Consider the following 23,791-nt stretch of genomic DNA (forward strand, 5'->3'; position numbering starts at 1 on the left):
GTGGTGTTGCGTGGAAACCGCCCGCAGCCGCACAAGCCATGGGCGTCAAAGTTGTCGTGGTTTAGTGGTCAGCCGCCGTCGCGCCGGTGCGGCTCATCTGCGCTTGTACGGCCATGCGCACAGCCGCGTTTGCGGCGCCGTAGCCGAGGTAGCCGTCACGCTGGACGAGCTCGAAGAAGAAGCGCTCGCGGAAGGGCTCGGTGTAGACGTGCAGGAAATTGCCGTGGGGGTCGCGGTCGTAGAGCAGCCCGTCGTCGTGCAGGCGTGTGAGCAGCGTGTCGTCCAGACCCAGCCTGGCGGCCACGTCGTCGTAGTAGTTCTCGGGCACGTGCAGCATGTGGGCCGCACCGCGGTCGATGGCTTCGACGGTGTCGAACAGCCGGTCGGTGCGGAAGGCAATGTGATGCACGCCCGAGCCCGCATACGCGGCAATGAAGCGGCCAGTTGCCGTATGTCCGCTTTCCGACACGTTGAGCGGAATCCGCAGGTTGCGATCCGGGCTCACCATCGCCCGGCTTTTTACCAGGCCGTATGGGTCGGCAATTTCCTGCACCGCCTCGGCCTGCATGCCGAAGATGGCGCGATAGAACAGCACGAAGCTATCGAGCCGATGCGCGGGCAGCGCCTGTGCAACGTGGTCGATCGAGGCCAGTCCAGTTGTATCGGGCCGCGCTTCGGGCTGCAGAATGAAATCGCTCTCGTAGATGCTGCGCTCGGCGTGGCGATCGTCAATCAGATAGAGCAACGTGCCATCCGGTGCGCGCAGCGCTGGAATGCTGCGCTCACTCGGCCCCACAGGCCCGCGCCACTCCTGGCAGCACAACGCGCGGGCGCGTGTCATTGCGCGCTCGGCATCGTCCACCTTCAGGCCGATCGCACAGACAGACGGCCCATGCAACTCGAAGTGTTCGGACGCCGCACTGTCCTGCTCCATGTTCAGGATCACGTTCACGCCGCCCTGCCGGTACAGATCGACCGCCTTGGAGCGATGGTGCCCGGCAAGGCCAAACCCTAGTGCACGCAGGCGCGCCTCCAGCTCCCGCCCGGCTGAGGCATCCACGGCAAATTCGAGGAAGTCCACGCCGGCAAAACAGGCAGGCTCGGGCAATGCAGCGCCACCGGCTTCCGACTCCAGCCAGATCAGTGATCGCATCCCGTCCAGGGCCGTCAAGCGCGCGGGGGCAGAGCGGAACTCGTCATTGAAGACCTCCAACGACAGCGGCCCCACATAACCGGCAGCAAGCAAATCGCGCGCGAACGCCGTGACGGGCAGATCGCCCTGCCCTGGGAAATTGCGGTGATGCCGGCTCCAGGACAGCACGTCCATCGACAACTTTGGCGCATCCGCGAACTGCACGAAGAAGAGCTTGTCCGCAGGCACGTCCTGGATGCCATCCAGCGTGTCGCCCAGCGACAGCGTGTGGAAGCTGTCCAGGATCAACCCGAGCGCAGGGTGGTCCGCCTGCTGGACGATCTGCCACGCCTGGCGCCAACGCTGCGTGTGCCGGCCCCAGGCGAGCGCCTCGTAGCCCACGCGCAGCCCACGTTGCGCAGCGGCTTCGGCCATCTGGCGCAGATCGTCTGCGGCAAGCACGGGGTCATCGATGGCGATGTCCTGCACGTTGCTGCACACCAGCACCGTCTCGACACCCAGTTCGGCCATCACGTCGAACTTGCGCTGAGCACGCACCAGATTGCGGGCGAACAGTTCGCGCGGCATCGCCTCGAAATCGCGAAACGGCTGGTACAGCAGGATCGCCAGCCCAAGGTCCGCAGCCATCTGCCGCACGCGCGCCGGCGAGCCGTCGAAATTCAGCAGGTCGCTCTCAAAGATCTCGATGCCATCAAACCCGGCAGCGGCAGCCGCTTCCAGTTTCTCGGGCAACGTGCCAGACAGGCACACGGTGGCAATGCATTTGGGATGGCGCCCTGGGCGATGCGGATTCATGGCGATGCGGTGGTCAGACGATGCCCGCAGCGTAGGTGGGCACCCCGTGTACTCACAAGCGTCATTCGCGCAACAACGTGCGATGATCGTACAATCGTGCGCACATATCGCGCGTTTTTAGGGTTATCGCCATGAAGAAAGAACCGCTCGATCGGCGTGACTGGATCGCCGGGCTGGAGAAAGGGCTCGCCATCCTGGAGGCGTTCGACCATGACCATCCACGCCTGACCCCCACGCAGGCAGCCGAGCTGACGGGGCTGACGCGCACGGCCGCGCGCCGCTACCTGCTGACGCTGGAGCACCTCGGGTATCTGACGAGCGAAGGCACGCTGTTCAGCCTGACGCCGCGCGTGCTGAAGGTGGGGTGGTCCTACTTCGATTCGGCCCGCTTGCCGCGTACGGTGCAGCCTTTCCTGCAGCAGGTGACGGCAGCGGTTGGTGAGGTGGCGTACCTGAGCGTGCTGGATGACTGGGAGCTTGTCTTCATCTCGCGCACGAGCACGAGCCGTGTCATGAGCACGGGCTTTGTGCTGGGCGCGCGCGTGCCGGCGCCGCTCGCGTCCGCCGGAGTGATGATGCTGGCCGCGCAGCCCGAGCAGGCGGTCAAGGCGTGGCTGGAAACCTGCGTGCTGACGCCCTATACGCCGTACACGATCCTGCAGCGCGAACGGCTGCTGGAAGAAATCCGCAAGGCCAGCCGGCAGGACTACGCCGTGGTCGAACAACAGTTGCAGATTGGCGTGCGCGGCGTGGCGGTGCCGCTGCGCGATCGCCACGGCAACGTGATTGCGGCGCTAAGCGTGAACATGCAGATCGGTGAAGAAACCACGGAGCACGCTTCGCAGCGCGTACTGCAAGTGTTGCAGGACACCGCGCTGTCAATCATGCGGGTCTTGTAGCCAACAACGCACTCTCCACGCGTCTCGCCGCCGCCCCCGGGCATGGCACTAACTCGGAGAAACCCTTGAGTCGTGCGTTATTCGCACAGCATTGTTCGATTATCGATCATTTTTGACCGCAGCTCGCTTGTGCCCTGCTATTGCGCCGGACTACGCTGCGGTGCGTGTAGAGACGGCCCTTCACCGCACGATAGGCCGCACAGATACCAATGGAGACCACCATGACCACAGCCCCTGCCCACGAACCGCTGGGCAAGCACCAGTCGAAGAAAGCCGCCGCCAGCGGCTGGATCGGCTCGGCGCTCGAGTACTACGACTTCTTTATTTACGCCACCGCCGCGGCGCTGATCTTCCCGCAGATCTTCTTCCCCAAAGGGGATCCGAAGACGGCCATCGTCGCCTCACTGGCCACGTACGGCGTGGGGTATATCGCACGGCCGATCGGCGCGTTTGTGCTGGGCCATCTTGGTGACACGCACGGCCGCAAGAACGTGCTGTTGGTGTGCATGTTCCTGATGGGCTTTTCGACCATCGCGGTGGGTCTGCTGCCGACGTATGACCAAGTTGGGCTGTTGGCCCCCACATTGCTGGTCATCATGCGGCTGATCCAGGGTTTTGCCGTGGCCGGTGAAATTTCGGGCGCCAGTTCGATGATCCTGGAGCATGCACCGTTTGGCCGGCGCGGATTCTTTGCGAGCTTTACGCTGCAGGGTGTGCAGGCCGGGCAGATCCTGGCGGCTGCCGTCTTCTTGCCGCTGGCGCACTACATGCCTGCCGAACAGTTCAACACCTGGGGCTGGCGCATTCCGTTCCTGCTGAGTTTCATCGTCATCGTCGCGGGCTACGTCATCCGCCGCGAAGTGCACGAAACGCCGGCCTTTACCGCTGAGCAACAGCAACAGGGCCGCCCCCGTTCGCCCATCCTCGAGGCTTTCAAATACAGCACGCCCGACATGCTGCGCGTGGTCTGCATGGCGCTGATGAACGTGATTCCGGTCGTGGCAACCATTTTCGGCGCGGCCTATGCGGTGCAGCCGGCTTACGGCATCGGTTTTGCCAAGGACATCTACCTGTGGATTCCGGTGGTGGGCAACATCGTCGCCGTGCTGGTCATTCCGTACGTGGGTGATCTGTCTGACCGCATCGGCCGCAAGCCGCCCATCGTGATCGGCTCGCTGCTCGCCGGCCTGCTCGCGTTTGGCTATCTGTATGCCATCAGCATCAAGAACGTACCGCTGGCGTTTGCCATGTCGATCCTAATGTGGGGCGTGGTCTACCAGGGCTACAACGCGGTGTTCCCGAGCTTCTACCCCGAGTTGTTCCCGACGCGCACCCGTGTGTCGGCGATGGCGATTTCGCAAAACATCGGCACCGCCATCACCGCCATGCTGCCGGCCCTCTTCACCGCCGTGGCGCCCCCGGGAGCCGACAACATCTGGCTGACCGTGGGTGCCATCGCCTTTGGCGTAACCATCGTTGCCGCCGTGGCGGCCATGAGCGCCCGCGAGACCTACCGCATCCACATGGATGAACTGGGACAGCCGACCGCCCAGCCCGTCGACAAAGCCGAGTACGCCCGCCAGCGGGCCGGCGCCCTGGCTGCCTGAAACACGCGTCTTCTGAACCATGATTTCCGGAAAAACCACCCTCATCGCCCACATCGGCTACCCGACCGAGACGTTCAAGTCGCCGATGATCTACAACCCCTGGTTCGAGCAGAAAGGCATCGATGCCGTTGTGGTGCCCATGGGAGTCAAGGCGGAGGACTACGCGCAGAGCTTCGCGTCGATCTTCCGCTTCACCAACTTGCGCGGTGCGCTGATCACCATGCCGCACAAGGTGACGACGGTCGATCTTGTGGACGAGGTCACGCCTGCCGTGCGCATTGCGGGCGCCTGCAATGCGGTGCTCAAGCGAGAGGACGGCACGCTGTTGGGCGACCAGTTTGACGGCGCGGGCTTTGTACGCGGCGTGCTGCGCAAGGGGCGGCAGCTTGAAGGCGCACGCGTGCTGCTCTCAGGTTCCGGCGGCGTGGGCTCGGCCATTGCGGCATCACTGGCAGCGGCTGGTGTGGGTGAACTGGCGCTGTACGACACGCGCGCCGCCTCTGCCGAATCACTGGCCCGGCGCCTGCGCGAGCACTACCCGGCGCTGGTGGTGCGCACTGGTTCGAACGATCCCGACGGCTTTGACGTGGTCGTCAACGCCACGCCGGTGGGCATGAAGGAAGACGACCCGCTGCCCTTCGACGTGGCGCGCATTTCACCCAGCTGCTTCGTCGGCGAGGTGGTCATGAAGTCGGAATACACCCCGCTACTGCGCGCGGTGCTCGACAAGGGCTGCGAAGTGCAGGTCGGTACCGACATGCTGTTCGAGATGATTCCGGCCTACCTGGAATTCTTCGGCTTTGGTACCGCCACCGCAGACGAACTGCGGCGGACCGCCGCCATCGCGTACTGAACGCATGGCGCCACCCAACACCCCATGACCCGTCGCACGTTGAGCTTTGCCCTGCTGTTGCCGCTGCTGCTGTCCGCACAGCCGGTGGCCACCGACAGCTATCTGCCCGCCCTACCCGCCATTGCCCAGGCACTGGGCTCGGCCAGCACGAGCCTCACGGTCTTCGCGCTGGCCTTCGGCATTGGGCAACTGCCGATGGGCAGCCTGGCCGATCGCTTCGGCCGCCGGCTGGTGCTGCTGGTCGGGCTGGCGTGCTACGCCCTTGCAGCGCTGGCCGGCGCCCTGTCGATGTCGGCATCCATGCTGACGGCAGCGCGTGCCATGCAAGGTTTTTCCATGGCAGCGATCCTGGTGTGCGCACGTGCGGCCGTGCGCGATCTGCACCCCGCGCGCGACGGTCCGCACGTGATGGCGCGTGGTCTTACCGGGCTGGGTTTCGTGGCGTTGGCGGCACCGATTCTTGGCGCCTACATCGCGCAGCATGCCGGTTGGCGCTGGGTGCTCGCCGGCATGAGCCTGTATGCGATCGTGCTGTGGGCGATGTGCTGGTACGGCTTTGCCGAGACCCGGCAAGAGACGCACACCCAGGCAGGCGGCGTACGCGAGATTTTTGCCAGCGCGGAGTTTCGCGTCTGGGGGCTGCTGGCGGCCACGACATATGCCGGCATCTTCTGCTTCCTGCTGCTCTCGCCGATGGTCTATATCGCTTACCTTGGCCTGTCACCAGAGCTTTACGGCTGGATACCCGCCGCCGGCTCGCTCGTCTATATCGTGAGCACCACCGTTTGCCGGCGCCTGCTGCGTCACCAAAGCCTCGTGCGGACCGTGCAACAAGGCGCAGCGCTCAGCCTTTGCGGCGCGGGCATCCAAGGGCTGGGGTGCTGGTTGCTTCCTGGTGAAGCGTGGCCGCTGCTGCTTGGGCACGGCGTCTATTGCATGGGGCACGGCATTCATCAACCTTGCGGTCAGGCAGGCGCGGTGGGTGAGCTGCCGCACCTTGCCGGGCGTGCGGTGTCATGGTCGGGCTTCATCATGATGCTGGCCGCCTTCTGCCTGGGGCAAACCGCTGCTGCCTTCGACAACCCATCGCACAGCTTGGGCGCGTGGCCCATGGTCGTGCCGATGATGCTTGCCGGCACGGTGCTGGCGTCGATCGCGTTCCTCTTGCTGCCAAGGTTGCCGAATCTGTCGAATCTGCAAAGGGCGGCCGCATAGCGGCGGTTGGATGCGCATTGCCACGAGCGTGGTACACAATGCGGTGTTTCCACTCTTTGCTCAGCCACAGGAGTTCACACATGGGCCGCAATGCCGACTTGCCCTTCAAGACCGCCGGCCTGGAGTTCGTCGAGTTCGCGACACAAGAGCCCGCGGCGCTGGGGCAGATGTTTCAATCATTTGGCTTCAAGGCCATCGCACGCCACGTGAGCAAAGACGTCACACTGTACCGGCAAGGCGACATGAACTTCCTCATCAACGCCGAGGCAGACTCCTTCGCCCACCGCTGGGCCGAGGAATACGGCGTGGGCATCTGCGCGATCGGCATCCGCGTCGATGATGCGCAGCGCGCCTACGACCGTGCCGTCGAACTCGGCGCGTGGCCTGCTGAAGCCGAGCCGATCGGCCCGAGCGAACTGGTCATCCCCGCTATCCAGGGCGTGGGCGATACGCACCTGTATTTCGTCGACCGCTGGCGCGGCAAGCATGGCGCCAAGGGCGGCCTGGGCGACATCTCCATCTACGACATCGACTTCCGGCCGCTGGACCCCGCTACCGCGCATGAAGACTGGCACCACGCAGGAGTTGGGCTGGCGCGGGTCGACCATCTGACGCAGACCGTCGGCGCCGGCCGCCTGCAGGACTGGATCGATTTCTACCGCAACCAGCTGGGCTTCAGCGAGATCCACGAGCTGCACGCCAACTGGCATGTGGCGGCGGATTCCCGTGTGATGGTGTCATCGTGCGGCACGATCCGCATTCCACTGTATGAAGAAGGCACGCACCGCGCCCACCTGATGCACGCCTACCTGCCGGACCACCCCGGTGAAGGCGTACAGCACATTGCGCTGGCCACTGACGACATCCTGCACACGGCCGCTGCACTGGCTACCAACGGCCTCACCTTCGTCGAGCCTCCGTCGCACTACTACGACACCGTCGATGCGCGCCTGCCTGGGCATGGACTTGATCTACATGCCCTGCGCCAGTATGGCGTCCTCATTGATGGCGAGATCGTCGACGGCGTGCCCAAGCTGTTCCTGCAGACCTTCGTCAAACGCCACCCGGGCGAGATCTTCTTCGAGATCGTGCAGCGGCGCGGGCACCATGGCTTCGGCGAGGGCAATCTACCCGTGCTGACCGCGGCGGCCTGACACGCTTCCACCCAGCCATGAAAAAAGCCCGCCGAAACTCTGGCGGGCTTTTTTGTGGTGCGGTGCTGATCAGTAACCAGCAGCCAGACCGGTATTGCGACGCGGGTCATTCGCGCCATAGAACTTGTTGTTGCCCACCGGCTTGCCGCCCAGCGACGGCGCACCGACGATGATGGCCGCCAGGTGGTTGGCCGGCTGGGGCGCACCCAGGTTGTGGCCCATGTCGGTCAGCACCTTGCGCGTGTCCGGCGACAGCGCGTACGGCTCGACGTTGGTCACGTCCGGCAGCCATTGCTGGTGGAAGCGCGGCATATCCACGGCTTCCTGCACGTTCATGTCGTAGTCGATCGCGTTGATCATGGTCAGCATGACAGCCGTGATGATGCGGCTGCCACCCGGCGTACCCACCACCATGACGGGCTTGCCGTCCTTGGTGACGATGGTCGGGCTCATCGACGACAGCGGACGCTTGCCCGGAGCGATCGAGTTGGCTTCGCCTTGCACCAGACCGTACAGGTTCGGCACGCCGACCTTGGCGGTGAAGTCGTCCATCTCGTCGTTCAGGATCACCCCCGTCTTGGCGGCCGTGACCTTGGCGCCAAACCAGTCGTTGAGCGTGTATGTGACCGACACCGCGTTGCCGTATTTGTCAGCAATCGAGTAGTGCGTCGTGTTGCTGCCCTCATGCGGCTCGACGCCCGGCTTGATGTCCTTCGACACGCCAGCCTTCTTCGGGTCGATCACGGCGCGGATCTTGGCTGCGTAGTCCTTGCTCAGCAGACGGTCCAGCGGGTTCTTCACGAAGTCGGGGTCGCCCAGGTAGCTGTTGCGGTCCACATAGGCGTGGCGCATGGCTTCGATCTGGTAGTGCGTGGCCTGCGCGGAGTGCCAGCCCAGTTCCTTGAGCGGATAGCCCTCAAGAATGTTCAACATTTCGCAGATGATCACGCCGCCCGAGCTCGGGGGCGGTGCCGACACCACGTGGTAGCCGCGGTAATCGCACTCGACCGGGGCCAGTTCACGCGTCTTGTAGCCCGTCAGGTCTGCAGTCGTAATCAGGCCACCACCTGCCTTGCTTGATGCAGCAATGGCTTCACCAACCCAGCCCTTGTAGAAGCCGTCGGTGCCATGTTTGCTGATCTCGCGCAGCGTCTTGGCCAGGTCGTGCTGCACCAGCTTCTCGCCCACCTGGAACGGCTGGCCCTTGTTCAGGAAGATCGCGCCCGAGGCGGCATCTTCCTGGAAGTCCTTGGTGGAGGTATGCAGCATATCGACGTCGCCTTGGTCGAGCACGAAGCCCTTGTCAGCCAGTTCAACCGCCGGGGCGATCAGTGCAGCGCGTTGCATGGTGCCGTACTTCTGGCGCGCGTATTCCATGCCCGACACGGTGCCCGGCACGCCCACGGCCAGGTGACCCTTGGTGGAGGCGCCCTTGATGACGTTGCCGTCCTTGTCCAGGTACATATTGGCAGTGGCCGCCTTCGGCGCGACTTCACGGAAGTCGAGGAAGGTCTTGCGGCCATCGGCCAGCTGGATGGTCATGAAACCACCACCGCCCAGGTTACCTGCGGCCGGATAGACCACGGCCAGCGCGTAGCCCACGGCCACGGCGGCATCCACCGCGTTGCCGCCGCGTTTGAGCACTTCAACACCGACCTTGCTGGCCAGATGCTGTGCCGCGACAACCATCCCGTTTTCTGCGGCAACCGGTGCCACGGATGCGGCGTGTGCGACGGTCGTGATACTGATCGATGCGATTGCGGCGGCGATCCACCGCATGCCTGTTCTTGGATTCTGCATAGGAGCTCCTTGGGTACCTTCATGGACGCCAGTCGTGCCGGCGTCGTGTTATGGCGCGCGAAACGTTATCAGGCAACGCGCTCGGGCACTATAGCCTCATCCCCGTATTGACGCCTTGCGCAGGCGGTGGGCCGCATAGCGTTAGCCTAGCGGCACCTCGAGCCCCACCTTCACGCGGTTGAGCACGACGGCCGTGCGGTACCACTTGATGTTGTCGTTGTCGTCAAACATGCGGCGCGCGAGGGCTTCGTACTCCGTCATCGTGGCCACGTTGAGGATGAGGACAAAATCCGCTTCGCCGGTCACGTAGTAGCACTGCTGTACCTCGGGGCCGGACAGCGCCTTCTTGAGCGCCGCCATCGCTGCAGTATTGGTGCGCTCGGCATGCACCTCGACGATCACGGTGATGGGTTTGGCCACCCGCTCTGGGTCCACGACTGCCACGTTGCCGACGATGACGCCCGCTTCCTCCATCCGCTTGATGCGCCGCTGCACGGCGGCGGTCGACAGATTCACCTGCTCGCCAATCACGCGCAGCGGCGTGGTGTAGCACCGCTGCACGGCGTTGAGGATGGCGATGTCGAAGGTGTCGAGTTCGAGCGGCTTCTGCGCGGCCATGGCGGGCTCTGAGTGAGAAATTTTTGCGCCTGACTGCGCAGAATAGCGGAAATTGCTCTGCTGACGTGACATAGGATTTCGTGGTCACGCATCCGCAGAGGCTCCTCCCATGCATTGGCATTCACAGCTCGTCAACCCGGAACCGCTTGCCCCCGGCGGCTTCCGATCGCTGGCGACCCCGGTCTACCGGGGCTCGACCGTCCTGTTCGACAACGCAGCGCAGGTGGTGGACGACTGGCGCCATGCCCAGCACGGCTATACCTACGGCCTCTACGGCACGCCGACTGCCATTGAGCTTGGCGCGCGAATTGCGCAACTGGAGCGTGCCCGCCACAGCTTTATCGTGCCGGGCGGGCAGGCGGCCATCGCCCTCGTCTACCTGGCCTGCTGCGGCGCGGGCAGCCACGCGCTGGTGCCGTTCAACGCCTACGGGCCCAACCGCAGCATGGCTGACAGCCTGCTCAAGCGCATGGGCATCGAGGTGGAAACATATGACCCGCTCATCGGCGCCGGCATTGCCGGGTTCATCCGCCCGAACACCTCGCTCATTTGGACCGAAAGCCCCGGCTCGGTCACGATGGAAGTGCAGGACGTGCCGGCCATCGTGGCAGCGGCGCATGCGCGCGGCGTGCCGGTGGCGCTCGACAACACGTATACGGCCGGCGTGTACTTCGATGCCTTCGCGCACGGGGCCGACATCAGCATGCAGGCGCTGACCAAGTACGTGGGCGGCCACAGCGACCTGCTGCTCGGCTCGGTCTCCGTCAACTCGGAGGCCATGTTCGAGCGCGTGGGCAGCGCGTTTGCCGACCTGGGCATGGGCGCATCGCCCGATGATTGCAGCCTGGCGCTGCGTGGCCTGCAAACCTTGGGGGTGCGGCTCGAACACCTGCAGGCCTCCACGCTGGCGGTGGCGCGCTGGCTGCATCTGCAGGAGGGCATCGCCACCGTGCTGCACCCAGCCCTGCCGTCATGCCCGGGTCACGAGCTCTGGAAGCGCGACTTTACGGGCGCGACCAGCGTGTTCTCGGTGGTGTTCCAGGAAAGCGTGTCGGCCGAGCAGGTCAACACGTTCATCGATGCATTGCGTGTGTTCCGGATTGGCATGAGCTGGGGCGGCACGAGCAGCCTGGTGATGCCGTATCCCGGCCTGGCGCGCCCGAACCGCCAGTATCGTGGCCGCCTGGTGCGCCTCAATGTCGGGCTGGAAGCGCCGGCAGACCTGATTGCCGATCTGCGGCAAGCCATGGCCCACGCGGCCATCCACCAGCAGGCCGTCGCGGCATAACTGTCAACACCTCAGTCAGCCGGTGTAAACGGTGGCGCACGCCGCCGCACCGGCTGGGCCTTGACGATGGCGGTGTTGGTCTCGGCGTGGTCCGCCACGCGGTCGAGAATGTGGTCGAGCTGATCGATCGAGCGCACATACAGCCGGGCGATAAAGCAGTCCTCGCCCGTCACCTTGTCGCACTCGCCAATCTCCGGAATCTCTTCGATCAGTTTCTGCACGATATGCAGCTTGCCTGGCATGGGCCGCACCCGCACGATGGCCTGGAGCGGGTAGCCCAGCGCCTTCGGGTCGATGTCGACCGTGTAGTGGCGGATCACGGCACGCTCCTCCAGCCGGCGCAAGCGCTCCGACACGCTCGGAGACGACAGCCCCACCTGCTCCGCCAGTTGCTTGAGCGAGATGCGGGAATCGGTCAGCAGGACATCCAGAATCCGCTGATCCAGCTCATCAAGCGTGCTCATTACGCCTCCCAACGGTCATTGACGTCTTTGGCCTTATTTCATTAGAAAGAATGCGTAGTTTGCCTCAGAAAACCAATGGAAGTCAGGCTACTCGCGTGCGATCCTTCTCACATCCAACGCACAAGGTGGCAGGCATGAACGAGAAGACACGCGGCACGGTCGAGATGACCGCCGCCATGGCGATTTCCGGAACGATCGGCTGGTTCGTGGTCCGCTCGGGCCAGCCGGTGATGGACGTGGTGTTCTGGCGCTGCCTGTTCGGCGCAATCACGCTGCTGGCGGTATGCGCGGGGCTGGGATTGCTGCGCGGCGCCATCACGTGGAAGCGCGCAGGCATTGCGGCACTGGGCGGGGTGGCCATCGTCATCAACTGGCTGCTGCTGTTTGCGGCGTATCCGCGGGCGTCCATCTCGATTGCCACGGCGGTCTACAACACGCAGCCGTTCATGCTGGTGGGGCTGGGGGCGCTGTTTCTGTCGGAGAAGCTGACGGCGGCCAAGCTGACGTGGCTGGCCATCGCCTTTATCGGCGTGGTGCTGATCGTGCAGGTGGGGCCGGCAGCCGCCATGGGCACGGATTACCTGACAGGCATTGCACTGGCGTTGGGTGCGGCGTTTGCCTATGCGGTGGCGGCCATCATCACCAAGAAGCTGGCCGGCACGCCGCCGCACCTGATTGCGCTCATTCAGGTGTGCGTGGGTGTGCTGATGCTGGCGCCGCTGGCCAACCTGTCACACCCGCCGGCGGATGCGCATACGTGGGTACTGCTGGTGACGGTGGGCGTCGTGCACACGGGGCTGATGTACATCCTGCTGTATGGCGCCATTCAGCGGTTGCCGACACATTTGACGGGGTCACTGTCGTTCATCTACCCGATCGTTGCGATTGCGGTGGACATCATCGCCTTCGGGCATCGTCTGCAACTTGCCCAGTTTTTGGGGGCGGGGGCCATCCTGTTGGCGGCGGCCGGCATGAACCTGGGGTGGTCGCCTTATCGGTGGCTGCGTGCGGGGGCAGATTCGGCCGCCGTCAAATAATGCAATACGCTTAAGCCCCCACAACACGAATCCGCCGCCCAACTGCTGTTATTCTTGTGCGTTTTCCGCCGGCCCGGGCGCACCTTGCGCCCGCCTCTCTCCCCCTAGCGCCGGGCGGACGCAAAACTCCAGAACATACGCACAAGATGAAGGAAGGCCACCCGCCGCAACCAGGCCGCGACGCCGCGATCGCCTGGATCCGGGAACAAATGCAAACCTATGCCCTGTCGGTCGAAGACCTGCAGGCACGGGGCTGCTTCGATTTACCGCCGCCACCCGCCGGCCCCGTCTATATGAGTGCCGATGGTCAGCATTGGGACGGCGCAGGCGACATGCCCGACTGGCTGCAGCGCGCCGTCAACGCCGGGCAGAGCATTGAGCATTTCCGCGTGAACTGAAGGTGCACCGCAGGAACACCGGTTGCGTCTTTCCGGATACGGGTACCACCGGTTAGCCGATCCTGGCCCCGGCTGGCGCCCGAACCTACGGAGGACGTCATCATGCCGGACCACAAGACCGTGGAACGTGCGCGCGCCGACAAGCGCCACGGCAAGGCCGCCTCGACGCAGGCTGGCAACTTCGTCAAGGAAGAGATCGATCACATTCGCGAGGGCAAGCACGGTGCCAGGAACACCAAGCAGGCCATCGCCATCGGGCTATCCAAGGCGCGCCGGGCTGGCGTCGCCGTCAAACCACCCGCCACCGGCAAGGCCTCTGCCGCCACCCGCAAGAAAGCCGAGCGCGACATCAAGGCCGGCAGCGGCAAGACGACCAGCCGCGCACGTGCCAGCAGCGAATCCACCTCGACGCGCAGCCGTGCAACCGCCCGTGTGCTGAAGCAAGAAAGCAGCGCCGCCGTATCCAAACCGGCGCTGTCTCGTCAGGCACGCAGTGCAGCAGCCAAGCGTTCCAGCAGCGAGCGCGCTGCGGCAGCCAAGCGCGGGGCCGCGACCAAGGGGGCCTCGGGCCGCTCAGCCGCAGCCAAGAAGGCTGCACGCACCCGCGCAACACCCGCCCGATAGGCGCGCCCACTTCACCTGAAGGCGACCCATGTCGGGTCGCCTTTTTCTTTGTCGCGCAACACCGCTTTTCGCTTCCAGAAAAATTTTTCGTTTTCCGTATCAGGAATCCGTCAGTGCGGCGACCAAGTTGCACGGAACGCGTTTGCGCATTGCCGCAGCGCACCGTACGGCGGGGCAATCACGCCTTCGCTGGTCAAAGACACCTGATCAATCAAGGAGAACGCAAATGAAACAACAAGCCATCATCGCCGCCGCCCTGGGTAGCCTGCTCGCGCTGGGCGCCCTGTCGACTCCGGTGCAAGCCGCGGACGCCGCCGGCAAGGAAAAGTGTTACGGCGTGGCCAAGGCCGGCCAGAACGATTGCGCCAGCCCCGGTAGCGCCCACGCCTGCGCAGGCCAATCGAAGATCGACCGCGACCCGATGTCGTGGAAGTACGTGCCGGCCGGCACCTGCGCGCAGATGGGCGGCACGATGCAAGCGCCGTCCAAGTAAGCGTCAGCCGACCGACCGGGTGACCGCCATGCAGACCACTCTGCCGATGTGCGCGGGCGCAGGCCTGCGCGCCCCGCACTTTCCCGCCCTGCTTCACGGGGAAGCCCACTTCCCCTGGGTGGAAGTGCACAGCGAGAACTACCTGTATGGCGGCCCGGCCCGCGCCGCGCTGCTGGCCGCACGGGCGCATCAGCCCGTGAGCCTGCACGGCGTGGGCATGGGGCTCGGCAATGCCGATGGGCTGGACACCGACCACGTGCGCGCGATTGCCGCGCTGGCCGATGCCGTAGCGCCCAACGCCATATCCGAGCACCTGTGCTTCAACCGCAGCGGAGCCCAGGTCGTCAACGACCTGCTGCCCCTGCCCTATTCCCGCGAGTCGCTCGACCTTGTATGCGCCAACGTCATGCGTGCACAGGACATCCTCAAACGGCCGCTGCTGATCGAGAACATTGCCGCGTACATCGATTGCCGCGCGCTGGTGGATGCCGATGAGGCCGTCTCCGAAGGCGCCTTTCTCACCGCACTCGCGCGCCGCACCGGCTGCGGCATCCTGCTGGACCTGAACAACCTCTACGTCAACAGCGTCAACCATGGCGTGACAGTTGAATCGGTGCTGACCGACATCAACCCGACGCTGGTGGGCGAGATTCACCTGGCCGGGTTCAGCACAGAAGACGGCATGTTGATCGACACACACAGCGCGCCCGTGCATGCGCCGGTCTGGGCCATCTATGAAGCCTGGATCGCCGCACACGGCGCTCGCCCGACGCTCATCGAGTGGGATGCCGATATCCCGCCCGTGCAGGTGCTGCTGCAGGAAGCCAAACGCGCCCAAGTCATTCTCGACCGGCATGCCGACTCCACTGTCACGGAGAGCGACCATGCGCCTGCCTGACTGGGAAGCCCACCTGATCAGCACGCTCACGACACCCGCGAGCGGCGATCAATCGCATGGCGTGGCCGTCTATCGCAACGCGCGGCTGGCCATCCTGCGCAACACGCTGGCCGGCGCGTATCCGGTCTGCCGGGCACTCGTTGGCGATGACTGCTTTGATGCCATCGTGCGCGACACGCTGGCGGTGCAGGACTCGACATCCGCGAACCTGCATCGCTATGGCGACGCCTTGCCCGAGGTCATCGAGCAGTCGCCGCTGGCGGGCAGCGTGCCGTATCTGGCCGACGTCGCGCGATTGGAATGGCGCGTGCACTGGGCGCACTACGCGCCGGATGCGCACACCGAGGCGCTGGACGCCGCCGCACTCGGCACGCTGCTCGCGCAGCCGGCGGACACCTTGCGCGCCGGTCTCATCGACGGGGCGTGGTGTGTGGCATCGCCGTGGCCGGTGGTGTCGATCTGGCGCGCCCATCAGCCGGATGCAGCGATCACGCTGAGCAACATCGACGTCGGGACGAGCGAGGCTGCGATCGTCACCGTGCAAGACCACCGCGTGGTCGTGCTCGACCTCGATGCGAGCACCGCCTTGTTTCTTGCCGCCTGCGATGGAACGCCATCGTTGCAGGCAGCCCTCACGCAAACACTGACTGCGCAGGCGGATTTCGACCTGACCGCCTGTCTGGCTGGACTCTACCGCGCGGGGTTGCTCGCGCTGTCCACACACCCGGCATCCCCGAGCCCGCTCCCTGGAGACACACCATGAACACCACCACGCTTGCCCCGCTCACGCGCATCCGCGCCGCATTCGATCGTTTCGCCGGCCCCCAGAGCGGGTTGTGCTCGCTCATCCTGCTGATCGCGCGGGCCTATATCTTCTATGTGTTCTTCCGCTCGGGCCTGACCAAGCTGCACGACTGGGACACCACCGTCCTGCTCTTCACCGAGGAATACAAGGTACCGCTGCTGCCGCCCATGCTGGCCGCGGCGGTGGGCACATTCGGTGAACTGGTCTTCCCGTCGCTGATGCTGATCGGCATCGTGCCCCGTCTGGCGGCGGCGGGCCTGTTCTTCGTCAACGTCGTGGCTGCGCTGTCGTATTGGGCAAGCCTGTCAGCCTCGGCTATCGAGTTCCACTTCGTATGGGGGGTACTGATCGCGATCGTGGCAACGGTTGGGCCGGGCTGGCTGGCATTGCAGACGCTGTGGCAGCGCAAGCAAGCCGCCGCGCCGGGTCACGCATATTGACCAGCAGAGCGTAAGACGCGCAGTTCCGGTGCAGGGCGGCAGGCTTATCATGTGGGCCTGTCGCCATTTTTTCAGGAGCATCGATGCGCTTCCCCTCGTTGTCCTTGGTGGTCCGGGCTGGTGTGGTACCCCGGCAGATCGGTGTGTTGGCAGCCATTGCCGCCGCGTCGGTGCTGGCGGCGTGTGCCTGGGGCGATGGCCCCGACCGCACCGGCGCCCGCATGACCGATGACTCCCTGCTGTCGTATCAGGTGAAAGCGGCACTCGATCAGGACACGGCCCTGAATACCCGCCAGATCCGCATCCGCACGTCGCCGGAGGGCAAAGTCACCCTCACCGGCTGGGTCGATTCCGCCGAAATGGCCCGCCGCGCAGGCGAAGACGTCAAACGCTTCGTTGATCCTGCCAAGCTCGACAATCAGTTGCGGATCCTCTCCCGCAGCCAGGTGCTCGGCGGCGGCCCGCTCATCCCAGCCGGCCTGCCCCCCGAGGCGCCGGCCAGCGCGCCGGCCGCGCGCTAAGCGCTTTGCGTGCCCGCACGGGCGGGCACGCGCCCCACCGGCATCAGCTGCAGCAACCCAAAACTCACCTCCACGATCAGGAACGGCACCACCAGCAGCGTGGCCCCTGACAGCAGCGCGAACGCCTGCCAGGCTGAAAAGAGCCAACGCGCGACCGCATCATAGCGACCCAGCATCACACTGGCCTGCCGGAGTCGCAGTACCGACCATACGCACACCACAGACCCCATCAGGTTGGCCATCAGCAGATGCGCCGGCTCGAACGCCGGCAGGCTGCCGATACCCAGCGCACCGGCCAGCGCATTCAAGGCTTGATGCAGCAATGCGAACGTCCACGGCGTGGCAAACGGTGCGGACACGATCAGGTCGTACCAGGCGCTGGCGCGCACGATGCGTATAAAAGTCGATTCGGAAACCACGGCAACACTCCAGAAGTGAAAGAAGCATCACCGTAAACCCTGGTGTACGCTCCAAGGTCAAGCCCGTTTCTGTTGCGAAACCCTATGCCCGCCACCCTCCCCGCCCGCACCGACGATCTCTCCATTGGCGATCTGGCCGCCGCCACCGGCGTCTCGCGCGACGGTTTGCGCTTTTACGAGGCGCGTGGCCTGATCCGTGCGCAGCGGCGCAGCAACGGTTACCGCGCCTATCCGCCCGAAGCCGTTGAACTGGTGCGCTACGTGCGCACAGCCCAGCAGCTCGGCTTCACGCTGGCCGAAATTGGCGAGGGCATGAACCTGGTGTGGCAGCAACCCGACACGGATGCCGCAGTCACCGCCCTGCTGCGCGAAAAGCTGTCCAGCATCGACGCCCGCATCGCCAGCCTGCAGGCCATGCGCGACGCCCTGGCCACGCGGTTGGGCCTGCCGTGCCCACTTGCGCCAACCTGAGAAGGCCGACATGTCTTGTCATATAACTGACGCAGACTGCCGCCTTGGAGCGATTTGCTGCGGTTTTTCGCGTTTTCCCACCTCCTGACGGCTTGCTGAGTCATGAAAGGCGCTTGAAAGATCGCGTCGGTAAAAACGCTCCCGTCTCAAGGGGAGTCTCTGCAGTGAAACATTGGGGTGCATTCCATCCACGTGCCTGGGCCGCGCTGTGCGTGGCAACCAGCCTGCCGCTGAGCGCGGCCTGGGCAGCCACGTCAAAACCGGCCACACCGGTACCGATGCCGACCACGCCGGCTGCCGCCAGCTTGCCCGTGGCCACCATGCCGCCCGTCAAGTCGGCCGTGCCGGGCGTGACCGGCCCTGGTTTCAACCTGGTTGAGCTGCTGCAGGAACTGAAAGGCAACAATCCGCAGCTCATGCAGGCCCGCCATGCCTATCTGGCGGCCAAGTCTGTGCCACCGCAATTGGCCGCGCCCAACAACCCGCAGCTCGGCTACATCTGGAACAGCATCCCCAAGGGGTTTCCGCTGGCTGTCAACCGGGCGGGCGGCAGCCAGTACAACCTGACGCAGCAGATTCCGTTTCCAGGCAAAAAAGCGCTGGCGGCTGAAATTGCCGACCGCCAGGCCGAGTCGCTCAACGCACAGTCCGACGCGTTGTATCTGCAGCTCTACGCGCAGCTTTCGACCACGTATTACCAGGCGATCTCGCTGCAGAAGCAGATCGACGTGCAGAAGCTGACCATCACGCGCCTGGAGCAGGTCAAGCAGATCACGCGCGTGCGCTACGCCAATAACGCGGCGGCGTATGCGGACTTTCTCAACGCGCAGGTGATGCAGAGCAGCGCACAGAACGATCTGTTTGCCGCGCAGCGCCAGTACGACATCACGCTGCAGACGCTCAACACCCTCATCGGCAAAGACCCGACCTTCCCGCTGGAGCTGCGCACCGACGATGAATCCGTGCGCCTGCCCGACGAGCCGCTGCCCGAGCTGGAAAACCAGGCCCTGCGCGAGCACCCGTCGATCAAGGCGTCAGCCGAGCTGATCAACGCCGCCCGCAAGAGCGTGACGCTGGCGCGCAAGGCCTACCTGCCTGACTTCCAGGTCATTGCCACGGTCACGACCGACAACCCGCCGTACGGCGTGCGCCCGAACAGCTATCAGATCGAGCTGGATCTGATCATCCCGTTCTGGTTCTTCACCAAGGAGAAGTACGGTGTGAACCAGGCGGTGGAAAGCCAGATCGCCACCGAAGCCAATGACGTGTCCGTGCGTCAGCAGACGTTGCTGGCAGTCGACACCTCGTACAACACGCTGCGCCAGACGCTCGCGCAGCTCGACTTCAACAAGCAGCGGCAACTGCCGCAGGCGCTGGCGGCCTATCGCGTGACGATGACCAACTACGCCAGCAACAACGCCGATTTCAATGACCTGCTAACAGCGCAGGGCGCACTCAAGAACGCCGAACTGGCAGTCGCCCAGGCGCAGGCCACGGCCTTGCAGGCCTATCACGCACTGCTCGCGGCCACCGGCCGTTCGCCGGTTCAAGCTCAATAAGACCATGAAGAAGTTCTCTCCTGTCGTTGCCGTGATTGCCCTGGCTGCCGCTGTTGCCGTTGGCGTGGTGGTGGGGCGCAAGTGGCCCGCCGCCCCTGCTGAAGTTGCTAAGCCCGCCAGCAGTGCCACTTCTGGCTCAGAACACCCTTTGGCTGCCGCCAAGGGCCCGAAGCCCGATTCAGTGGAAATCCCCGCCGGCGGCTTCGACCCGCAGCAGGTGCAGATCGCGCAAGTCGGCCAGCGCACCGTGCCGGTCGAGCTGTCCAGCCCTGGCAAGCTGGCCTTCAACGCCGAACGCACCAAGCTGGCGTCTTCCCGCGTGGCGGGCCGGCTGGATCGCATCCTGGTGTTCGAAGGCGCGCTGGTGAAAGAAGGCCAGCCGCTGGCGGAGCTGTACTCGCCAGATTTCATCTCCGCCCAGAAGGAGTACCTGCTTGCGCTCAGCACCGCGCGTCAGCTCAAGGGCTCCAACATGAAAGACTTGCAGGAAGATGCGGAGGCCACCGTGCAATCCGCTGCGGGTCGACTGCACGTGCTGGGCCTGACCGACGCGGACGTCGCGCAGATTGCCAAGCGCGGCGCGCCCGCCGAGCACATGACGCTGCGCGCGCCCATCTCGGGCACCATCGTCAAGCGCAACATGGACCCGGGTGCCTTTCTGAACGTGGGCGACTCGTTCATGAGCATTGTCGATACGCGCCAGCTGTGGTTCACCGGCAACCTGTATGAGAACGACATCGCCAGCGTGCACATCGGCCAGCCGATCACACTGCACACGGCAGCGTATCCCGACCGTGATTTCACCGGCCGCGTGAGCTTCATTGCCCCGAATATCGACCCGGCCACGCACACGCTCACCGTACGCTGCGACGTGCCCAACCCCGATGGCCTGCTGCGCCCCGAGATGTACTCGACCGCTCGCATCCAGATCGGCAGCGGCATGGCATCGGTGGTGCCGAAGTCCGCCCTGGTCAAAGAACGGGGCAGCTATTACGTGATCGTGCAGAGCGACGCAAAGCACTTCAAGCGCGTGCAGGTGCAAGGCAAGGACACGGGCGCCGATGGCAGCTTTGCCGTCACGTCCGGCCTGGACGCCTCATCGCAAGTGGTGGTGCGTGGTGCTGCACTGCTCAATGAAATGATCGTGAAGGCGGGGGCGTAGGCATGAGCTTCAACCCGATCGCGGGCATTCTCAAACGGCGGCTGCTGATCGTCTTCCTGGCGATTGCGCTGCTGGTCGTGGGCGTACTGTCGTTCCGCGAACTGCCGCTGCAGGCGTATCCGGGCGTGGCGCCGCTGTCAGTGCAGGCCATTACGCAGTGGCCGGGCCGCAGCACGACCGAGGTCGAGCAGCAGATCACCATCCCTATCGAGAACGCGCTGGCCGGCGTGCCGGACGTGCAATCGTTCCGTTCGGTGTCGCTGTTCGGGCTGTCGGTGGTAACGCTCAAGTTCAAGGAAGGCACCGACAGCTTCAAGGCGCGGCAGAACTTCTCGCAGTACCTGGCGCAGGCCAACCTGCCCACCGGTATCCAATCTGCGCTGAGCCCGGATTCCGACGCGACCGGTGAAATCATGCGCTTCCGCCTAGTGGGCGACGGCGTGGATCTCACCACGCTCAAAAGCTACCAGGACTACGACATCACCAAGGAGCTCAAGCACGTTCAGGGCGTGGCAGACGTGAGCTCCTTCGGCGGCAAGGTGAAGGAGTACCACATCGTGCCGTCGCCGGCGAAGCTGCAGTCGTACGGCATCACGCTGACGCAGCTCATCACCGCCATCAGCAACGCCAACAACAACACCGGCGGCAACCTGCTGCGCGACGGCGAGCAGCAGTTCGTGGTGCGCGGCGTGGGCCTGCTGCAGACGGTGGAAGACATCCGCAACGTGGTGGTGGCCGCCAACAACGGTGTGCCGGTGCGCGTGCGCGACATTGCCGAAGTGGAAGTCGGCAACGTGCAGCGCCTGGGCATGGTCCAGTACAACGACCAGCCCGACGTGGTGGAAGGCATCGTGCTGCTCAAGCGCGACGCCAATGCCACCGAAGTGCTGGCCAAGGTGCGCGACAAGGTTGCCGAACTGAACAACGGCATCCTGCCCAAGAGCATCCAGATCAAACCGTTCTACGACCGCCAGGTGCTGCTCGACATCACCATGGGTACGGTGGAACACACGCTGGTGGTCGGCATTTCGCTGGTGCTGGCGGTGCTGTTCGTGTTCCTGGGCAACCTGCGTGCCGCAGCCGTGGTGGCGGCGGTGATTCCGCTGGCGTTGTGCGTGTCGTTCATCAGCATGGAGCACTTCCATGTGCCGGCCAACCTGATCTCGCTGGGCGCGATCGACTTTGGCGTGATTGTGGATGCGGCGGTGATCGTGATGGAAAACATCATGCGTCACCTGGAGGAAGGCGCCGAAAAGCTGGAAGACGCCATCGTCAAGGCCACCAGTGAAGTGCAGCGCGCGATGATCTTCTCCACGGGCATCATCATCGTGGCGTATTCGCCGCTGTTCTTCATCGGTGGCGTGGAAGGCATCATCTTCAAGCCGATGGCGTTCACGATGGGCTTTGCGCTGATGGCCTCGATCGTGCTGAGCCTGACCTTCGTGCCGGCCACCACGTCGTTCGTGTTCGGCAAGTCGCTGCATCCGCATTCGCCGGCCTTTGTCGGTGCGATCCTGCGCTGGTACAAGCCGCTGCTGCGCAAACTCATCGCGCGCCCGAAAACGGTGTTCGCCACCGCCCTGGCCGCGCTGGGCCTGACGCTATACAGCGCCAGCTTCCTGGGGACGGAATTCCTGCCGACGCTGGAAGAGAACAACCTGTGGCTGCGCATCACGCTGCCGAACACGGTGGACCTGGACTACTCCGCCTCGGTCGCCAACGACCTGCGTACGTACTTTGCCAAGCAGCCGGAGATCCAGAAGGTTTCGGTACAGATCGGCCGGCCTGACGACGGCACCGACTCCACCGGCGTGTTCAACCAGGAGTACGGCCTGTACTTCGCCTCGCCCGACAAGTGGGGCCCGGGCATGACCAAAGCGAAACTGGTGGAGCACCTGTCCAAGCACCTGGAGAAGATCCCAGGCATCGAATACAACTTCTCGCAGTACATCCAGGACAACGTGGATGAGGCACTCTCGGGCGTGAAGGGTGAGAACTCGGTCAAGCTGTTCGGCAATGACCTCGACGTGCTAGAAGCCAAGGCCACCGAAATCCAGGCGCAGCTCAAGAAGGTGCAAGGTCTGGTGGACGTGGGCATCTTCCGTGAGTTGGGCCAGCCGACGCTGAACGTCACCATCGACCGCCAGGCTGCCGCACGCTTCAACATCAACGTGAGCGACGTGCAGAGCCTGGTGCAGTACGCCATTGGCGGCTCGCCGGTCACGCAGATCCTGGAAGGCGAAAAATCGTTCGGGCTGGCGGTGCGCCTGAACCAGCAGTCGCGGGCATCGTACGACGCCATCCGCGAGCTGCTGATCGACACACCCGACGGCCAGCACATCCCGCTGTCGATGATCGCCAAGGTGCAGATGACCGACGGCCCGTTCTTCATCTACCGTGAAGAGGGCAAGCGCTACATCGCCATCAAGTTCGGCGTACGCGGACGTGACCTCGGCAGTGCCGTGGATGAAGCGCAGCGCGTGGTGGGCAACAACGTCAAGCTGCCCGAGGGCTACACCGTCAAGTGGGACGGCCAGTTCAACGAGATGAAGGTCGCCCAGGGCAAGCTGATGGTGATCGTGCCGCTCACGATCCTGGTGATCTTCCTGCTGCTGTACAGCACGTTCGGCAACTTCAAGGACGCGCTGATGGTCGTGCTCAACGTACCGTTTGCGGCCATCGGCGGGTTGCTGGCGCTGCATATCGCCAACGAGACGCTGTCGATCTCGGCGGGTATCGGCTTCCTGTCGCTGTTCGGCATTGCCATTCAGGACGGGGTGATTCTGATCTCGTACGTCAACCGCCTGGCGCACTCCGAGAACCTGCATGAAGCCACGGTAGAAGGTGCCGCGCTGCGCCTGCGCCCGGTCATCATGACGGCCATGCTGGCAGGCCTGGGCCTGCTGCCGGCAGCGCTGTCGCACAGCATCGGCTCCGAGGCGCAACGCCCGCTGGCGCTGGTGATCGTCGGCGGCATGGTGACGACGACGATCCTCACGCTGCTGGTGCTGCCGGTGGTGTTCACGTGGGCGCACCGCCATCGCGGCACCCCGCCGCGCGAGCCGGACGTCACGCCGACTGCCGCCATGCTGCCCTGAGCCCCAAGCGCTCGCAGCCT

23 protein-coding genes are annotated in these 23,791 nt (G+C 64.5%); 18 read left to right on the forward strand and 5 right to left on the reverse strand.

The features are described from left to right. Positions 1 to 61 precede the first annotated feature (61 nt). Positions 62 to 1,948: a bifunctional sugar phosphate isomerase/epimerase/4-hydroxyphenylpyruvate dioxygenase family protein gene (locus tag ACS13N_RS17565; protein WP_438932906.1), complete on the reverse strand. Its 1,887-nt coding sequence runs from the start codon at positions 1,946 to 1,948 to the stop codon at positions 62 to 64. A 131-nt stretch (positions 1,949 to 2,079) separates the two neighbouring features. Between ACS13N_RS17565 and ACS13N_RS17570 the strand changes: the two genes are divergently transcribed. The 5 genes from ACS13N_RS17570 (at position 2,080) to ACS13N_RS17590 (ending at position 7,676) form a co-directional block, all read left to right on the forward strand. Next, positions 2,080 to 2,847 (forward strand): IclR family transcriptional regulator domain-containing protein, encoded by a 768-nt coding sequence (locus tag ACS13N_RS17570; RefSeq protein ID WP_438932907.1) that lies wholly within the window; start codon positions 2,080 to 2,082, stop codon positions 2,845 to 2,847. Positions 2,848 to 3,068: 221 nt separating this feature from the next. Then, entirely contained in the window at positions 3,069 to 4,454 is a 1,386-nt protein-coding gene (locus tag ACS13N_RS17575) for an MFS transporter (protein WP_438932908.1), read from the forward strand. Between the two features lie 19 nt (positions 4,455 to 4,473). Further along, positions 4,474 to 5,307 carry a shikimate dehydrogenase family protein gene (locus ACS13N_RS17580; protein ID WP_438932909.1) on the forward strand — a complete coding sequence of 278 codons (834 nt, stop codon included), beginning with the start codon at positions 4,474 to 4,476 and terminating at the stop codon, positions 5,305 to 5,307. Between the two features lie 24 nt (positions 5,308 to 5,331). Then, on the forward strand, positions 5,332 to 6,522 hold the full coding sequence (locus ACS13N_RS17585; RefSeq protein WP_438932910.1) for an MFS transporter: 1,191 nt from the start codon (positions 5,332 to 5,334) through the stop codon (positions 6,520 to 6,522). 80 nt (positions 6,523 to 6,602) lie between these two features. Next, a complete protein-coding gene (locus ACS13N_RS17590; RefSeq protein ID WP_438932911.1) occupies positions 6,603 to 7,676 on the forward strand; it encodes a 4-hydroxyphenylpyruvate dioxygenase family protein in 1,074 nt (357 codons plus the stop codon). Positions 7,677 to 7,745: 69 nt separating this feature from the next. Here the strand turns inward: ACS13N_RS17590 and ggt are convergent, their stop codons facing one another. Beyond that, a complete protein-coding gene (ggt, locus tag ACS13N_RS17595; protein ID WP_438932912.1) occupies positions 7,746 to 9,476 on the reverse strand; it encodes a gamma-glutamyltransferase in 1,731 nt (576 codons plus the stop codon). Positions 9,477 to 9,617: 141 nt separating this feature from the next. Beyond that, positions 9,618 to 10,094: an Lrp/AsnC family transcriptional regulator gene (locus ACS13N_RS17600; protein WP_438932913.1), complete on the reverse strand. Its 477-nt coding sequence runs from the start codon at positions 10,092 to 10,094 to the stop codon at positions 9,618 to 9,620. 70 nt (positions 10,095 to 10,164) lie between these two features. Here ACS13N_RS17600 and ACS13N_RS17605 point away from each other — a divergent pair, with 70 nt between their 5' ends. Further along, a complete protein-coding gene (locus ACS13N_RS17605; RefSeq protein ID WP_438934439.1) occupies positions 10,165 to 11,382 on the forward strand; it encodes a cystathionine beta-lyase in 1,218 nt (405 codons plus the stop codon). 11 nt (positions 11,383 to 11,393) lie between these two features. Here the strand turns inward: ACS13N_RS17605 and ACS13N_RS17610 are convergent, their stop codons facing one another. Next, positions 11,394 to 11,846, reverse strand: a complete 453-nt coding sequence (locus tag ACS13N_RS17610; RefSeq protein WP_438932914.1) for an Lrp/AsnC family transcriptional regulator — start codon at positions 11,844 to 11,846, stop codon at positions 11,394 to 11,396. Positions 11,847 to 11,980: 134 nt separating this feature from the next. On the opposite strand from ACS13N_RS17610, the gene ACS13N_RS17615 reads away from it, so the two are divergent. The 8 genes from ACS13N_RS17615 to ACS13N_RS17650 all read left to right on the forward strand — a co-directional run bounded on the left by ACS13N_RS17615 (position 11,981) and on the right by ACS13N_RS17650 (position 17,062). Next, complete coding sequence (locus tag ACS13N_RS17615) at positions 11,981 to 12,883, forward strand: DMT family transporter (protein ID WP_438932915.1); 903 nt, start codon at positions 11,981 to 11,983, stop codon at positions 12,881 to 12,883. A 209-nt stretch (positions 12,884 to 13,092) separates the two neighbouring features. Continuing rightward, entirely contained in the window at positions 13,093 to 13,281 is a 189-nt protein-coding gene (locus ACS13N_RS17620; protein ID WP_438932916.1) for an H-NS family nucleoid-associated regulatory protein, read from the forward strand. A 102-nt stretch (positions 13,282 to 13,383) separates the two neighbouring features. After that, positions 13,384 to 13,905 carry a DNA-binding protein gene (locus ACS13N_RS17625; protein ID WP_438932917.1) on the forward strand — a complete coding sequence of 174 codons (522 nt, stop codon included), beginning with the start codon at positions 13,384 to 13,386 and terminating at the stop codon, positions 13,903 to 13,905. A 226-nt stretch (positions 13,906 to 14,131) separates the two neighbouring features. Continuing rightward, positions 14,132 to 14,398 (forward strand): BufA1 family periplasmic bufferin-type metallophore, encoded by a 267-nt coding sequence (locus ACS13N_RS17630; RefSeq protein WP_438932918.1) that lies wholly within the window; start codon positions 14,132 to 14,134, stop codon positions 14,396 to 14,398. A 28-nt stretch (positions 14,399 to 14,426) separates the two neighbouring features. Beyond that, positions 14,427 to 15,296: an MNIO family bufferin maturase gene (gene bufB / locus ACS13N_RS17635; protein ID WP_438932919.1), complete on the forward strand. Its 870-nt coding sequence runs from the start codon at positions 14,427 to 14,429 to the stop codon at positions 15,294 to 15,296. Continuing rightward, positions 15,283 to 16,059 carry an HvfC/BufC family peptide modification chaperone gene (locus tag ACS13N_RS17640; RefSeq protein WP_438932920.1) on the forward strand — a complete coding sequence of 259 codons (777 nt, stop codon included), beginning with the start codon at positions 15,283 to 15,285 and terminating at the stop codon, positions 16,057 to 16,059. The genes bufB and ACS13N_RS17640 overlap by 14 nt, the downstream gene beginning before the upstream one ends. Then, a complete protein-coding gene (locus ACS13N_RS17645) occupies positions 16,056 to 16,541 on the forward strand; it encodes a DoxX family protein (RefSeq protein WP_438932921.1) in 486 nt (161 codons plus the stop codon). The genes ACS13N_RS17640 and ACS13N_RS17645 overlap by 4 nt, the downstream gene beginning before the upstream one ends. An 83-nt stretch (positions 16,542 to 16,624) precedes the next feature. Beyond that, on the forward strand, positions 16,625 to 17,062 hold the full coding sequence (locus ACS13N_RS17650; RefSeq protein ID WP_438932922.1) for a BON domain-containing protein: 438 nt from the start codon (positions 16,625 to 16,627) through the stop codon (positions 17,060 to 17,062). Here ACS13N_RS17650 and ACS13N_RS17655 read toward each other — a convergent pair. Further along, positions 17,059 to 17,481 carry a hypothetical protein gene (locus tag ACS13N_RS17655; RefSeq protein ID WP_438932923.1) on the reverse strand — a complete coding sequence of 141 codons (423 nt, stop codon included), beginning with the start codon at positions 17,479 to 17,481 and terminating at the stop codon, positions 17,059 to 17,061. The genes ACS13N_RS17650 and ACS13N_RS17655 overlap by 4 nt on opposite strands. A gap of 84 nt (positions 17,482 to 17,565) precedes the next feature. Here ACS13N_RS17655 and ACS13N_RS17660 point away from each other — a divergent pair, with 84 nt between their 5' ends. The 4 genes from ACS13N_RS17660 (at position 17,566) to ACS13N_RS17675 (ending at position 23,771) form a co-directional block, all read left to right on the forward strand. Then, positions 17,566 to 17,952, forward strand: a complete 387-nt coding sequence (locus tag ACS13N_RS17660) for a MerR family transcriptional regulator (protein WP_438932924.1) — start codon at positions 17,566 to 17,568, stop codon at positions 17,950 to 17,952. Between the two features lie 164 nt (positions 17,953 to 18,116). Continuing rightward, positions 18,117 to 19,511 carry a TolC family protein gene (locus ACS13N_RS17665; RefSeq protein ID WP_438932925.1) on the forward strand — a complete coding sequence of 465 codons (1,395 nt, stop codon included), beginning with the start codon at positions 18,117 to 18,119 and terminating at the stop codon, positions 19,509 to 19,511. A gap of 4 nt (positions 19,512 to 19,515) precedes the next feature. Further along, positions 19,516 to 20,673 (forward strand): efflux RND transporter periplasmic adaptor subunit, encoded by a 1,158-nt coding sequence (locus ACS13N_RS17670; RefSeq protein WP_438932926.1) that lies wholly within the window; start codon positions 19,516 to 19,518, stop codon positions 20,671 to 20,673. Between the two features lie 2 nt (positions 20,674 to 20,675). Beyond that, positions 20,676 to 23,771 (forward strand): efflux RND transporter permease subunit, encoded by a 3,096-nt coding sequence (locus ACS13N_RS17675; protein WP_438932927.1) that lies wholly within the window; start codon positions 20,676 to 20,678, stop codon positions 23,769 to 23,771. Positions 23,772 to 23,791: the final 20 nt, after the last annotated feature.

Origin of the sequence: Ralstonia sp. 24A2, assembly GCF_051783885.1 — a bacterium.
In the GTDB taxonomy this organism is placed as follows: Bacteria; Pseudomonadota; Gammaproteobacteria; order Burkholderiales; family Burkholderiaceae; genus Ralstonia.

Coding starts and splice junctions, on each gene's coding strand:
- ACS13N_RS17615 (WP_438932915.1), top strand. CDS start 11,981: ATGAACGAGAAGACACGCGGCACGGTCGAGATGACCGCCGCCATGGCG.
- ACS13N_RS17640 (WP_438932920.1), top strand. CDS start 15,283: ATGCGCCTGCCTGACTGGGAAGCCCACCTGATCAGCACGCTCACGACA.
- ACS13N_RS17675 (WP_438932927.1), top strand. CDS start 20,676: ATGAGCTTCAACCCGATCGCGGGCATTCTCAAACGGCGGCTGCTGATC.
- ACS13N_RS17660 (WP_438932924.1), top strand. CDS start 17,566: ATGCCCGCCACCCTCCCCGCCCGCACCGACGATCTCTCCATTGGCGAT.
- ACS13N_RS17610 (WP_438932914.1), bottom strand. CDS start 11,846: ATGAGCACGCTTGATGAGCTGGATCAGCGGATTCTGGATGTCCTGCTG.
- ACS13N_RS17620 (WP_438932916.1), top strand. CDS start 13,093: ATGCAAACCTATGCCCTGTCGGTCGAAGACCTGCAGGCACGGGGCTGC.
- ACS13N_RS17570 (WP_438932907.1), top strand. CDS start 2,080: ATGAAGAAAGAACCGCTCGATCGGCGTGACTGGATCGCCGGGCTGGAG.
- ACS13N_RS17625 (WP_438932917.1), top strand. CDS start 13,384: ATGCCGGACCACAAGACCGTGGAACGTGCGCGCGCCGACAAGCGCCAC.
- ACS13N_RS17575 (WP_438932908.1), top strand. CDS start 3,069: ATGACCACAGCCCCTGCCCACGAACCGCTGGGCAAGCACCAGTCGAAG.
- ACS13N_RS17565 (WP_438932906.1), bottom strand. CDS start 1,948: ATGAATCCGCATCGCCCAGGGCGCCATCCCAAATGCATTGCCACCGTG.
- ACS13N_RS17580 (WP_438932909.1), top strand. CDS start 4,474: ATGATTTCCGGAAAAACCACCCTCATCGCCCACATCGGCTACCCGACC.
- ACS13N_RS17585 (WP_438932910.1), top strand. CDS start 5,332: ATGACCCGTCGCACGTTGAGCTTTGCCCTGCTGTTGCCGCTGCTGCTG.
- ACS13N_RS17670 (WP_438932926.1), top strand. CDS start 19,516: ATGAAGAAGTTCTCTCCTGTCGTTGCCGTGATTGCCCTGGCTGCCGCT.
- bufB (WP_438932919.1), top strand. CDS start 14,427: ATGCAGACCACTCTGCCGATGTGCGCGGGCGCAGGCCTGCGCGCCCCG.
- ACS13N_RS17630 (WP_438932918.1), top strand. CDS start 14,132: ATGAAACAACAAGCCATCATCGCCGCCGCCCTGGGTAGCCTGCTCGCG.
- ACS13N_RS17600 (WP_438932913.1), bottom strand. CDS start 10,094: ATGGCCGCGCAGAAGCCGCTCGAACTCGACACCTTCGACATCGCCATC.
- ACS13N_RS17645 (WP_438932921.1), top strand. CDS start 16,056: ATGAACACCACCACGCTTGCCCCGCTCACGCGCATCCGCGCCGCATTC.
- ggt (WP_438932912.1), bottom strand. CDS start 9,476: ATGCAGAATCCAAGAACAGGCATGCGGTGGATCGCCGCCGCAATCGCA.
- ACS13N_RS17590 (WP_438932911.1), top strand. CDS start 6,603: ATGGGCCGCAATGCCGACTTGCCCTTCAAGACCGCCGGCCTGGAGTTC.
- ACS13N_RS17650 (WP_438932922.1), top strand. CDS start 16,625: ATGCGCTTCCCCTCGTTGTCCTTGGTGGTCCGGGCTGGTGTGGTACCC.